General features: G+C 46.4%; 6 protein-coding genes and 3 pseudogenes. 8 read left to right on the top strand and 1 reads right to left on the bottom strand.

Going from position 1 to position 13860, the window contains the following annotated elements; genetic code table 11:
- Positions 1-23 precede the first annotated feature (23 nt).
- From GOL65_RS01880 to trhP, 7 genes and pseudogenes are all read left to right on the top strand, one after another.
- Positions 24-3139, top strand: a pseudogene (locus GOL65_RS01880) (MdtB/MuxB family multidrug efflux RND transporter permease subunit).
- Position 3140: 1 nt separating this feature from the next.
- Positions 3141-6285: pseudogene (gene mdtC / locus GOL65_RS01875) on the top strand (multidrug efflux RND transporter permease subunit MdtC).
- Entirely contained in the window at positions 6275-7699 is a 1425-nt protein-coding gene (gene mdtD, locus GOL65_RS01870; protein WP_140918536.1) for a multidrug transporter subunit MdtD, read from the top strand. The pseudogene mdtC and the gene mdtD overlap by 11 nt, the downstream one beginning before the upstream one ends.
- 15 nt (positions 7700-7714) lie before the next feature.
- A pseudogene (baeS, locus tag GOL65_RS01865) lies at positions 7715-9095 on the top strand (envelope stress sensor histidine kinase BaeS).
- Between the two features lie 22 nt (positions 9096-9117).
- Entirely contained in the window at positions 9118-9825 is a 708-nt protein-coding gene (gene baeR, locus GOL65_RS01860; RefSeq protein ID WP_140918535.1) for an envelope stress response regulator BaeR, read from the top strand.
- A 63-nt stretch (positions 9826-9888) separates the two neighbouring features.
- Positions 9889-10728 carry a hypothetical protein gene (locus GOL65_RS01855; RefSeq protein ID WP_140918534.1) on the top strand — a complete coding sequence of 280 codons (840 nt, stop codon included), beginning with the start codon at positions 9889-9891 and terminating at the stop codon, positions 10726-10728.
- 137 nt (positions 10729-10865) lie between these two features.
- Positions 10866-12230, top strand: coding sequence for a prephenate-dependent tRNA uridine(34) hydroxylase TrhP (gene trhP / locus GOL65_RS01850; RefSeq protein WP_140918533.1), 1365 nt, complete (start codon positions 10866-10868; stop codon positions 12228-12230).
- A 238-nt stretch (positions 12231-12468) separates the two neighbouring features.
- Here trhP and GOL65_RS01845 read toward each other — a convergent pair whose 3' ends face one another.
- Positions 12469-12813, bottom strand: coding sequence for an antibiotic biosynthesis monooxygenase family protein (locus tag GOL65_RS01845; protein ID WP_140918532.1), 345 nt, complete (start codon positions 12811-12813; stop codon positions 12469-12471).
- 129 nt (positions 12814-12942) lie between these two features.
- Between GOL65_RS01845 and yegS the strand changes: the two genes are divergently transcribed.
- Complete coding sequence (gene yegS / locus GOL65_RS01840; RefSeq protein WP_140918531.1) at positions 12943-13842, top strand: lipid kinase YegS; 900 nt, start codon at positions 12943-12945, stop codon at positions 13840-13842.
- Positions 13843-13860 lie beyond the last annotated feature (18 nt).

Here is a 13860-nt window from a genome sequence, read left to right as displayed (position 1 = left end):
GCCCTGAACATAACCCTGATGAAATGATTTCAGGTGGCGGCCCATCCCGCCAGTTTATTCTGCGTCCGGTAGCGACAACGCTGCTGATGATTGCTCTGCTGTTAGCCGGGATTCTGGGTTATAAATCACTGCCGGTTTCTGCATTACCAGAAGTTGACTACCCAACTATTCAGGTAGTCACGCTCTATCCGGGTGCCAGCCCCGATGTGACTACGTCGGCGATTACAGCACCGCTGGAACAGCAGTTGGGTCAGATGTCCGGCCTGAAGCAGATGTCTTCTCAAAGCTCCGGCGGCGCTTCGGTTATTACCTTGCAGTTTCAGCTCGATCTGGACTTGGATGTTGCAGAACAGGAAGTTCAGGCGGCAATTAATGCAGCAACTAACCTGCTGCCAAATGATTTACCCTATCCCCCTATTTACAGTAAGGTCAACCCTGCTGATGCACCCATTCTGACTCTGGCCGTCACTTCTGATGGCTTACCGATGAGTCAGGTGCGGGATATGATAGAAACCCGCGTGGCTCAGAAGATTTCTCAGGTTTCCGGCGTTGGCCTAGTTAGTTTATCCGGCGGTGAACGCCCGGCGGTACGAGTTATCCTTAACTCTCAAGCCGTTGCTGCTTACGGTCTGGATAGCGAAACAGTACGCACAGCCATTACCGGTGCCAACGTCAATACCGCTAAAGGTAACCTCGACGGCCCGACACGTTCCGCCACCTTATCAGCCAACGACCAGATGAAATCGTTACAAGATTATCGCCAGCTGATTGTATTCTATAAAGATGGCGCACCCGTTCGCTTGCAGGACATAGCGAATGTTGAAGAAGGTGCAGAAAATACTCAGTTAGCCGCCTGGGCCAATCAAAAACAGGCCATTATTTTAAATATCCAGCGCCAGCCTGGTGCTAATGTTATTACCACCGCCGATGAAATCCGTGATGTATTGCCCCAACTCACTGAAAGTCTGCCCGCCTCGGTAAAAGTTCAAATACTCACCGATCGTACCGTTACCATTCGTACCTCAATTAACGATGTGCAATTTGAACTGTTGCTGGCGGTAATACTGGTAGTGATGGTGATTTATCTGTTTCTGCGTAATGTTCCTGCCACCATTATCCCTAGCGTTGCGGTGCCCCTGTCATTAATCGGCACCTTTGCCGCCATGTATTTTCTCGGTTTCTCCATCAATAACCTGACATTAATGGCAATGATAATTGCCGCCGGTTTTGTGGTGGATGATGCGATCGTGGTCATAGAGAACATCTCCCGTTATATCGAACAGGGAGAAAAACCATTAAATGCGGCACTGAAAGGTGCTGGAGAAATTGGCTTTACTATAATCTCACTGACCATTTCTCTGGTGGCAGTACTCATTCCTCTGTTGTTTATGGGGGATGTGGTTGGTCGCTTATTCCATGAGTTTGCTCTGACCCTGACCATTGCGATTCTGATCTCTGGCGTGGTCTCTCTGACTCTCACACCAATGATGTGTGCCCGGCTACTGAATCATGAATCTCTGCGTAAACAAAACCGTTTCTCTCTGGCCTGTGAGCGTTTTTTTGAACGAGTTATCGCTGGTTATGGGCGCTATCTGACTGTGGTATTAAAACATCAGTGGACTACTCTGGCTGTGGCGGTGGGTACTCTGGGCCTTACCGTATTGCTCTATTTGTTTATTCCTAAAGGCTTCTTTCCACTACAGGACAATGGCCTGATTCAGGGAACTTTGGTAGCACCGCAATCTATCTCATTTTCAGCCATGTCTGAACGCCAGCAGGCCGTCACTAAAATTCTACTACAGGACCCGGCAATAGAAAGCGTCTCTTCATTTATTGGTATTGATGGCAGTAATGCCACTCTGAATAATGGACGACTGCAAATTAATCTGAAGCCATTAAGCCAACGTGATGATCGTGCACCTAAAATTATCGAACGTCTCCAACATAGCGTACAAGCCGTTCCGGGAATCACTCTCTATCTGCAACCGGTACAAGACTTAACTATTGAAGATCGGGTAAGCCTTACTCAGTATCAGTTACACTGCAAACCATGTCATTGGATCAACTTACTTTATGGGTGCCTAAATTACTGGAGCGTTTGAAACAACTGCCGGAACTAACGGATGTCAGCAGCGACTGGCAAGATCAGGGATTAGTGGCTTATGTGAATGTTAATCGCGATGAAGCCAGCCGTTTAGGCATAAATATGAGCAGCATTGATAATGCGCTGTATAACGCCTTTGGTCAGCGGTTGATCTCCACTATCTATACCCAGGCCAATCAGTATCGGGTGGTGCTGGAACAGCAAGTTGATAAACAACAGGTATTGAACGCCTTTGACGATATTTACCTGAAAAATGGCAGCGGTCAGTCAATTCGTTTAACCAATATTGCCACCATTGAGCAACGACTTGGACCGCTATCGGTTAACCGTATCGCTCAATTTCCTTCGGCCACGGTTTCATTTAACTTACCGGCAGGCGTCTCATTAGGTGAGGCAACTAAAGCGATTACTCAGGCTGAACAGGATCTGAATTTCCCTAGCGACATTACCACTCAGTTCCAAGGGGCTACTCTGGCTTTTCAGGCCTCGTTGAGTAGTACTCTGTGGTTAATTCTGGCGGCGATTGTCACCATGTATATTGTACTTGGGGTACTGTATGAGAGCTTTATTCATCCGGTAACCATCCTCTCTACCTTACCCAGCGCGGGTGTTGGAGCCTTACTGGCACTGATGCTTTCTGGTCAGGAGCTGGATATTATTGCGATTATCGGCATCATCCTGCTTATCGGTATTGTGAAGAAGAACGCCATCATGATGATCGATTTTGCCTTAGCGGCGGAACGTGAGCAGGGAAAAACACCTTATGATGCCATTTATCAGGCCTGTTTACTGCGTTTTCGCCCTATTCTGATGACCACTATGGCAGCCTTACTCGGTGCCTTACCACTGATGCTCAGTACAGGTATTGGTGCCGAGCTGCGCCACCCACTGGGAATTTGTATGGTTGGGGGTCTGCTGGTCAGTCAGGTACTAACTCTATTTACCACTCCGGTTATCTATCTGATGTTTGACCGTTTGAGTCGTCATAAGCCGGTAATGACACAACCAACTGAAACCTCTCAGGACGGTGTGTGATATGAAGTTCTATGCCCTGTTTATTAACCGTCCGGTAGCCACCATTTTGCTGACGTTGGGCATTATTCTCAGCGGTATTCTTGGTTTTAGGTTATTGCCGGTATCACCTCTGCCTAAAATTGATTTTCCAGTGATTTCCGTTAGTGCATCACTACCGGGGGCATCACCCGAAACCATGGCATCATCTATTGCTACCCCGCTGGAGCGCTCGCTGGGCGCTATTGCCGGCGTAAATGAAATGACATCAACCAGTTCGCTGGGCAGTACCCGGATTATTCTGCAATTTGATATGGACCGGGATATCAATGGAGCTGCCCGTGATGTTCAGGCGGCCATTAACGCAGCACATAATTTGCTGCCCAGTGGCATGCCATCAAGACCTACCTATCGGAAAGCCAACCCCTCTGACGCGCCAATTATGATTCTGACATTAACTTCCGACGTTTATAGTCAGGGTGAACTGTATGATTATGCCTCTACCCAATTGGCACAAAAGATCTCTCAATTGGAAGGTGTTGGTGATGTTTCTGTTGGTGGTAGTTCTTTACCTGCCGTACGAGTACAACTTAACCCCCAGGCGTTATTTAATCAGGGCGTTTCGTTAGACGATGTCAGAACTGCCATTAGTCAGGCTAACGTTCGCAAACCCCAGGGTTTTCTTAAGGCAGACGATCAAAACTGGCAGGTTCAAACCAATGATGAGATTAAAACCGCTGACCAATATAAGCCGATTATTATTCATTACAATAATCAGTCTGCGGTCAGGCTGCAGGATGTAGCCACTATCACCGACTCGGTACAAGATATTCGTAATGCCGGTATGGCAAATGGTGTTCCGGCTATTTTGATCATGATTCGGCGTTCCGCTGATGCCAATATTATTGATACGGTAGACCGCATTCGTGCCGAGATGCCTGAACTGCAATCCTATATTCCTGCTTCGATTAATTTGGCCATTGCTCAGGATCGCTCACCCACTATCCGAGCTTCGCTGGTGGAGGTTGAACGGGCATTAATCATCGCTATTGCGCTGGTGATTCTGGTAGTGTTCCTGTTTTTGCGTTCTGGCCGTGCCACACTGATCCCGGCGGTCGCTGTACCGGTTTCACTGATTGGTACCTGTGCCGCCATGTATATGCTCGGCTTTAGCCTGAATAACCTGTCACTCATGGCCTTAACCATTGCCACTGGTTTTGTGGTAGATGATGCTATTGTGGTGTTGGAAAACATTGCCCGCCATATTGAAGCGGGACTAAAACCTTTCGATGCCGCACTGAAAGGCGTTAGTGAAGTTGGTTTTACCGTTCTCTCGATGAGCCTTTCTCTGGTAGCGGTGTTCATTCCTCTGTTATTTATGAGTGGCCTGCCCGGTCGTTTATTTAGTGAATTTGCTATTTCACTGTCGGTGGCTATTGGGATTTCACTGGTTGTTTCCCTTACCCTAACACCCATGATGTGTGCCCGCCTGTTACGTGCTAAAAAACAGGAACGTCCACGTTCATCACAAGGGTTTGGCCGCATTATTGTTACTCTGCAACAAGGCTATGCCCGTACTCTCAGCTGGACGCTGGATCACTCCCGGTTTGTATTTGTGATCTTTCTTAGCACTATTGTGCTCAACGTTTGGCTGTATATAAATGTCCCAAAAACCTTCTTCCCTGAGCAGGATACCGGTCGATTGATGGGATTTGTGCAGGCTGACCAAAGCATCTCTTTTCAAGCAATGAAAAAGAAAATGGAAGTACTGATGAAAATCGTCAGTAGCGATCGGGATGTGGATAACGTGACCGGATTCACCGGTGGTTCACGCACCAATAGTGGCTCAATGTTTATCTCGCTAAAACCACTCTCTGAGCGTAAAGATACCGCCCAACAAGTGATAAACCGTCTGAGAGGTAAACTGTCTCAGGAACCAGGAGCCAGTTTATTTCTGATGGCGGTTCAGGATGTCAGAGCCGGAGGGCGTCAATCTAACGCTGGTTATCAATATGCTTTGCTGTCTGATGACCTGAGCACCCTGCGCGAATGGGAGCCGAAAATTCGGACTGCATTCGCCACTCTGCCTGAACTGGCTGATGTAAACTCTGACCAACAGGACAAAGGGGCCGAAATTGCTATCACCTATAACCGTGAAACGATGTCACGATTAGGGATTGATGTTTCTGCTGCCAATGCCCTGTTGAATAATGCGTTTGGACAACGACAGATTTCTACCATCTACCAACCACTGAACCAGTATAAAGTCGTGATGGAAGTCGCACCCGAGTTTGCCCAGGACCAGAGTGCTCTGGATAAGATGTTTGTCATCAATCAGGATGGCAAACCGATTCCCCTTTCCTACTTTGCCCAATGGATGCCGGCAAATGCGCCGTTATCAGTTAACCATCAGCTGCGTCCACCGTTTCGTTTAACCTGGCAGAGGGATACTCATTATCCGAGGCCACTACTGCCATTGAACGTTCTATGACCGCATTAGGGGTTCCAAATACGGTCAGAGGATCATTTGCCGGTACTGCTCAGGTATTTCAGGAAATGCTGCAATCACAGATTTTTCTGATTATTGCGGCTATTGTCACTGTCTATATCGTGTTGGGTGTACTGTATGAAAGTTATATTCATCCACTGACCATTTTATCCACCCTGCCATCTGCCGGGGTTGGCGCTATACTGGCTTTAGAGCTGTTTGATACGCCATTCAGCCTGATTGCCCTGATCGTGTGATGTTGTTAATTGGTTTAGTGAAGAAGAATGCCATTATGATGGTGGATTTTGCGCTCACCGCAGAAAGACAAGGTAACCTGACACCTCGCGAGGCTATATTTCAGGCCTGCTTGTTGCGTTTCAGACCCATTATGATGACTACTCTGGCCGCTATTTTTGGTGCAGTCCCGCTGGTTCTCGGTAGCGGCGATGGCGCAGAGTTACGACAGCCTCTGGGCATTACTATTGTTGGTGGGCTGGTCATGAGTCAGCTATTAACACTGTATACCACACCGGTGATATATCTCTATTTTGATCGCTTAAGGCTTTGGTATAAAAACCGTGGTTCGTCATCAGCATCAAAACTGGCACCGGGACAACCGGTCACTGATCATCCACTCACCACATTAGTCTGGCCGGAGGAGCCAACACCAAATGAAAAATAGTACTGCTAATGTGCGTTGGCAACTGTGGATTGTGGCTCTGGGTTTCTTTATGCAGTCACTGGACACCACTATTTTAAATACTGCCTTACCCTCTATGGCTGTTAGTCTGAATGAAAGTCCGCTACAGATGCAATCAGTAATCGTTGCCTATATTCTGACGGTTGCCGTAGGGCTACCCGCCAGCGGCTGGTTAGCCGATCGCATCGGCGTTAAGCCCGTATTTCTGTCAGCCATTGTGCTTTTTACTTTAGGCTCCCTGCTTTGTGCCCAGTCAGAAAGCTTACAGGAGTTGGTTCGTGCCAGAGTAATTCAAGGAATTGGTGGTGCCATGATGGTGCCCGTTGGTCGGTTAACCGTAATGAAAATTGTTCCTCGTGAACAGTATATGGCAGCTATGACCTTTGTTACCTTACCCGGTCAGGTAGGGCCATTAATGGGGCCTGCGTTGGGTGGTTTTCTGGTAGAGTACGCCAGTTGGCACTGGATTTTTCTGATTAATATTCCGGTTGGTATTATTGGTGTACTGGCAACGCTGATGATTATGCCTAACTACAAGATGCCGCCACGCCCCTTTGATGTGGTTGGCTTTATTCTATTAGCCATTGGTATGGCTACTATTACCCTTTCTCTGGATGGTCATTCTGGTTTAGGGTTGGCACCGGCAACTATTCTATTGTTGTGTACCAGTGGCGTTGCCGCACTTGGACTTTACTGGTTGCATGCTCGTCGGGCAACAGCACCGCTGTTCAATTTAGCCATGTTTAAAATCCCTACCTTCTCTCTGGGACTAACCGGCAGTTTATTCGCCCGTATCGGCAGCGGAATGTTGCCTTTTATGACACCGCTATATTTACAAATCGGCTTAGGCTTTTCCCCATTTCATGCTGGTTTAATGATGATTCCCATGATCATCGGCAGTATGAGTATTAAGCGTCTGGTGGTACAAATTGTTAATCGCTATGGTTATCGGGGTGTTCTGAGTATTGCGACCTTAGCCTTACCGGCCATTACGTTAATGATTCCGATTGCAGGCATGTTGGGATGGTATATCGTCATTCCATTCCTGCTATTTATGCTCGGTGTGACTAATGCCGTGCGTTTTTCCACTATGAACACCCTGACGCTCAAAGATCTGCCCGATGAGTTTGCCAGCAGCGGCAACAGTTTGCTGTCGATGGTTATGCAATTATCCATGAGCCTGGGTGTCAGTACCGCCGGGATTTTACTGGGGGTCTTCTCAATGCATCATGTGGCAGTTGGTAGCCCTGAGGTTCAACAGGCGTTCTTATATACCTATCTGTGCATTGGTTTAATTATGTTAATCCCAACGGCGATTTTTGCCCGAGTTCCCAAAGACAGTGCCAAAAACGTCTTGCTGGGCTCCGGTAAAAACCGGGATAAATCCGATAACTAGCGGAAATCAAATCTAATGAAAATGGGGATCACCGGAAAACTGTTCTTTGCTATTTTAGCCACCTGCATGCTGGTGCTGATTACCATGCACTGGGGAGTTCGCCTGAGTTTAACGTGGTTTTACCGACTATATTCGCTCCAGTAATGAGCAGCGCTTAAGTTTATTGGGCAATGCTCTGGCCGAACGTTATCGCCATGAAGGCAACTGGCAATTCCTTCAACGCAATGAAAAAATCATCTATCAGTTTCTACGAGCGGTAGAACAAAATGATGATGAAAGTGACGAACAGGCACTACCACCTCAGGGATGGCGCGTTCCTTTCTGGATCTTTGATACCGAGAACCATATGCTGGCAGGATCTTCTCATCCGGTTCCACGTCATGCGACCCGTAAAGCCATTACGCTGGATGGGAAAACCATCGGTTGGATTGTCGGCATGCCCAGCGAAAAACTTACCCGCAGTGCCGACATCAACTTTGCTAAACAACAGAATCGCACCAGTTGGATGCTGATTGCCCTTTCGACCCTGTTAGCTGCCGTCACTACACTGCTGGTTTCCCGCAGCCTGTTATCACGAGTAAAACGCCTTGTGACCGGTACTCATCAGTTGGCAGCCGGAGACTTTTCTGCCCGGGTTCCAATTACCAGTAAAGATGAGTTGGGAATTTTGGCCAATGACTTTAACCAACTGGCCAATACTCTGGAAAAAAACGAACGTATGCGACGGGCATTTATTGCCGATGTTTCTCATGAGCTGCGTACACCATTAGCGGTATTGCAGGGAGAACTGGAGGCACTGGAAGACGGCGTACGCCAGTTAACGCCGACTTCATTACATTCACTCCAGGCTGAAGTGCGATCTTTGACTAAATTAGTTAATGATTTGCATCAGCTTTCATTATCCGATTTAGGGGCACTAACCTATAAGAAGAGCGATCTCAATCTGATAGCCTTACTGGAACAGGCGATTGCTGCCTATCACAGCCGCTTCAGTCATAAAGGATTAGCTATCGAAACAGAACTACCGCCAAACGCAATCGTGTTTGGCGATCCGGATCGTTTATCGCAACTATTTCACAATTTATTAGAGAACAGCCTGCGCTATACTGATGCCAGTAGTGACAATACTCAGGGACAGCTACATATTTCCGCAACAGTAACCAAACAATCAATACTATTACACTGGCAGGATTCTGCCCCCGGCGTTACCGACGAGCAACTGAGTCAGATTTTCGAGCGTTTTTATCGTACTGAAGTTTCACGTAACCGGGCCAGCGGCGGCTCCGGACCCGGCCTGTCCATCTGCTGGAATATTGTTGATGCTCACGGCGGAGAAATTAGCGCCAGCCATTCTGCTTTAGGCGGGCTGGAAATTAGTTACTCTTGCCGCTGGTAACAGAAACGGTATCCTCATAACTATGACAGAAAGTACCCTATTGACCGGTAATGACTTGCCGCCAGTATTGATTGTAGAAGATGAGCCTAAACTGGGTCAGTTATTAATTTATTATCTTCAGGCGGCCGGATATCGCACACATTTAATTACTCAGGGTCAGAAAGTGATTAGTTGGGTGAAACAATACCCGCCTTCGCTGATCCTGTTAGACTTGATGCTGCCGGGTGTTGATGGCATTACACTGTGCCGGGAGATCCGTACGTTTTCTGATGTTCCGGTAGTCATGGTAACAGCAAAAACCGAAGAGATAGACCGCCTGTCCGGACTGGAAATTGGCGCTGATGATTATATCTGTAAGCCCTATAGCCCACGAGAAGTAGTGGCTCGGGTTAAAACCATTTTAAGGCGCTGTTATCTGCCCGCCAGAGAGCTACCTTCGCCGGAGCTGGGACTGCAATTAGACGAATCACAGTTTCAGGTTCGTTATAACAATACCAGCCTTGATTTAACCGCCGCTGAGTTTCGGTTGCTTAAAACTCTGTCATCCCATTCAGGCCAGGTACTGACGCGGGAATCGCTGTTAGATAATCTTTACGATGATTATCGTGTAGTAACCGATCGTACTGTAGACAGTCATATCAAGAATTTACGCCGTAAACTGGAAACCTTAGCGCCAGAAAAAGTCTTTATTCGTTCGGTATATGGATTAGGCTACCGTTGGGAAGAGTAACAAAACAGGTATTTATACCTTTCTAAGCAGAAATGGAATAACACAACAGGAGTTGTCAGGTTAATGAGTTTAGTTATTAAAAGTTCCCCTTTGGTTCTGGTTATTCCAGCTTTGCTAGCTTCCGTAGCCCATGCAGATACCCCGGGAAGCTGCCCGATAAACAAAGATATTATTGTTAATAATCATCTGGCGCTGTTAAGCATGCCTGAGTTTAATCACGCCCGTGTAGTGGAAACCGTCACTGAAAGCGACAACACGCGTTCTGCCTTTTACTATAAATTTAATTACGATCGCTGTGGCCAGTTAACCGATATGTATGCTCAAATGACCCGCAATGAACTGCGCTTTCGTATTGATTCCAGCTACGATATTAGTAAAATTCAGCAGGGCTGGAGAAATAGTTACAATGTCACTCTTTTTGGTATGAATAAGCTGTTTTATGCCCGGGAAGGCGCAATTGATTATCAGACGGATGATAAAGGACTGATTGTTAGCTCAACGGATAATTACATTTCTGGTAGCGATGAGAAAAAAGCAGAAACTGGCGTTACCGACGGTATCTATAAAACTGATGACAAATTTCGTATGGCCTACAGCCTGTTAAGCGGCAGTGATGAGTCGGTAAATGGTGAATATCGTTTCTTCTATCAACCGGACAATAAACCTTTCGCCTTAATCAGCCCAACTATGAATATCAGTTATCTGTATGACCAGCAGCAACGCGCCAGTGGAATGATAGAAATTACCGTATCCCCCTACTATCTTGGCAGTAAACAAACCGACTGTCTGGAATGGAATGATCGCAACGACTGTACCAAATCTATCAGTAAGGAACTGGAGCTGTTTCCGACCTATGTCGTCGATCGAACTACTGTGTTGCGGTCGACTTACACTTATTGGTGATAAACAAACGGTATAAGTGGATATTCCTGCGTTGCCATTCCCCTCAACCAGGTCTACAATTCCGGCCCTGGGATTTTCCCAAAGCTGTACCCTTAGGGTGCGGCTCTGACTTGTGATCAGACTAAGAGACCAACAACATGTTTAAACCGGAATTACTTTCTCCGGCCGGTACGCTTAAAAATATGCGTTACGCCTTTGCTTATGGCGCAGATGCAGTTTATGCCGGTCAGCCTCGTTACAGCCTGCGGGTACGTAACAACGAATTCAATCATCAGAATCTGGCTTTAGGTATTAATGAAGCCCATGCCCTTGGCAAAAAGTTTTATGTGGTGGTTAATATCGCTCCTCATAACTCCAAGCTAAAAACCTTTATTCGCGATCTGGCCCCCGTGGTAGAAATGGGACCAGATGCATTGATCATGTCCGATCCTGGCCTGATTATGATGGTACGTGAAGCATTTCCTGATATTGATATTCACCTTTCGGTACAGGCCAACGCTGTCAACTGGGCGACGGTAAAATTCTGGAAACAGATGGGGCTAACCCGCGTTATCCTTTCCCGCGAACTGTCGCTGGAAGAAATTGAAGAAATTCGCCAGCAGGTACCCGATATTGAACTGGAAACCTTTGTGCATGGCGCTTTATGCATGGCTTACTCTGGCCGTTGTCTGCTCTCTGGCTATATAAATAAACGCGATCCTAATCAGGGTACCTGTACTAACGCTTGTCGCTGGGAATACAAAGTAGAAGAAGGCAAAGAAGATGACACAGGTAACATTGTGCATATTCATGAGCCAATCCCGGTAAAAAACGTTGAGCCTACATTAGGTGCCGGAGCCCCTACCGATAAAGTATTTATGATTGAAGAAGCACTGCGTCCGGGCGAGTATATGAGTGCCTTTGAAGACGAACACGGCACTTATATTATGAACTCTAAAGATCTGCGTGCTGTTCAACATGTTGAGCGTTTAACCCAGTTAGGCGTTCATTCATTAAAAATTGAAGGTCGCACCAAATCGTTCTACTACTGCGCGCGTACTGCTCAGGTTTATCGCCGGGCTATTGATGATGCAGTTGCAGGTAAACCATTTGATGAGTCGCTGATGACAACACTGGAGTCATTGGCCCATCGGGGATATACCGAAGGTTTCCTGCGTCGCCATGTACACGATGAGCATCAAAATTATGATTACGGCTACTCTATTTCTGACAGTCAGCAATTTGTTGGTGAGTTTACCGGTGAACGACGTAATAGTTTAGCCGCTGTTGATGTAAAAAATAAATTTTCTGTTGGTGATAGTGTGGAGATGATGACCCCTCAGGGCAACATCCATTTCACTATTGAATCAATGGAAACCAGCAAAGGCCAACCTACCGAAGTAGCCCCGGGTAACGGGCACGTGGTTTATTTGCCGGTTCCGGATGATGTTAATCTGGAATATGCTTTGTTGATGCGTAATTTAGCGGGAAACAACAACACCAGAAATCCGCATAGTGCATAAAAATGATTTTTTTCCACTGGCGGTGATAAAAATCACACGCTTTAATTCAAATTATTAGAAATGGATCACATCTATTAGCAAATAAAAGGACTACTATCTCAGTCCTAAAGATTAATAACTAGTTGTGTTCCTATTATCTCTTTAATAGAAACCACCTCCTTACCAGTCCAATCTCCCTTGGGCTGGTTTCTTTTTTTTAGCGTCTCTCAAAATTCTTTTGTCTCTCTTTTCGACTGATTTAGCCATGCATAATGCGGCTATCATTGGGTGCCTGTTCCCTGTCAGTCATACCATAATCGCGAATAATTCCGGCAATCTTGAGCCGATAATCATTAAAAATCATCGCCCGGCCTTTAGCCTGTGCCTGCCGATGCAATTCTAATTGCCGCCACTGCAGAACAGCTTCTTCATCACGCCAAAATGAAAGTGATAAAATCTTGCCCGGTTCAGACAGACTTTCAAAACGCTCAATAGAAATAAAACCATCCATTTCTACCAGTAAAGGTTTTAGTTCTGCTGCCAAATCCAGATAAGCTTGTTTATGCCCCTGTTTTATCTGCACTTCAAAAATTACCGCAATCATGATTTTCTTCCTTATATTTATCAGGCAACAAATTATTTTAATGTAAACAATTGGTAAAAATATTATCACTCGTAATTGAATCGTTATACTGTTTTTATATTCTCTTATTTTTCACTTTCAGGAGGTGTAATGGCTATATCACCCAATGCTTTTATTATCTTAAACGGTAAAGGAGCCAATACACCCGAGGTTCGGGACGCGATAAAAAAACTCAGGGAACAAGGATACCAACTCGAAGTCAGGGTCACCTGGGAATACGGTGATGCTGGTCGTTACGTTACCGAGGCGCAACGACAACACGCTGAACTGGTTATTGCCGGAGGTGGTGATGGAACCATTAATGAGGTTGCGGCAGCAATCGTACAGTTGAACAGTCATTCCAGACCCGCAATGGGGATCTTACCACTAGGAACCGCCAACGATTTTGCTACCGCCTGTCAAATTCCGGAACAACCTTATCAGGCTTTAATTCTGGCCCTGAACGGTAACCCGGTTGCTATTGATATGGTGAAGGTAAACCAGCAGCACTATTTCATTAATATGGCTACCGGCGGTTTTGGTACCAAAATCACTACTGAAACACCGGATAAACTTAAGGCAGCATTAGGTGGTTTTTCTTACCTGCTGCACGGCATTACTCAGGCTAACACGTTAAAACCCGACAATTGCACGATTACAGCAGATAACTTTCACTGGTCAGGGGAAGCACTGGTGATAGGCATCGGTAATGGCAAGCAGGCTGGAGGCGGTCATCCCCTGTGTCCTGATGCTAAAATTAACGATGGACAGTTGCAACTGGCTATTCTGATGGCAGATGAATCGTTGCCTGCCCTGCTCTCCAGCTTAATCAACGGCAAAGACAGTGAGCATATTATTGAGAAATCCTTAAATAGTCTGACCCTTACTTCCAGCCATGAGATGATCCTTAATCTTGATGGAGAGCCATTAAAAGGCAATCAATTTCAAATTGAAGTGGTACCTGCTGCTATTCGATGCCAGCTCCCCTCAAATTGCCCTCTGTTAATTTGAGCTCAATAATAAGGGGCG

Origin of the sequence: Limnobaculum xujianqingii (assembly GCF_013394855.1) — a bacterium.
In the GTDB taxonomy this organism is placed as follows: Bacteria; Pseudomonadota; Gammaproteobacteria; order Enterobacterales; family Enterobacteriaceae; genus Limnobaculum; species Limnobaculum xujianqingii.
The sequence above is the reverse complement of the archived record's forward strand: the minus strand, read 5'-3'. Positions and strand labels throughout refer to the sequence as shown.

Bases quoted from the DNA above. Each gene is read 5' to 3' on its own strand.
- mdtD (WP_140918536.1), top strand. From the start codon at position 6,275: ATGAAAAATAGTACTGCTAATGTGCGTTGGCAACTGTGGATTGTGGCT.
- baeR (WP_140918535.1), top strand. From the start codon at position 9,118: ATGACAGAAAGTACCCTATTGACCGGTAATGACTTGCCGCCAGTATTG.
- GOL65_RS01855 (WP_140918534.1), top strand. From the start codon at position 9,889: ATGAGTTTAGTTATTAAAAGTTCCCCTTTGGTTCTGGTTATTCCAGCT.
- trhP (WP_140918533.1), top strand. From the start codon at position 10,866: ATGTTTAAACCGGAATTACTTTCTCCGGCCGGTACGCTTAAAAATATG.
- GOL65_RS01845 (WP_140918532.1), bottom strand. From the start codon at position 12,813: ATGATTGCGGTAATTTTTGAAGTGCAGATAAAACAGGGGCATAAACAA.
- yegS (WP_140918531.1), top strand. From the start codon at position 12,943: ATGGCTATATCACCCAATGCTTTTATTATCTTAAACGGTAAAGGAGCC.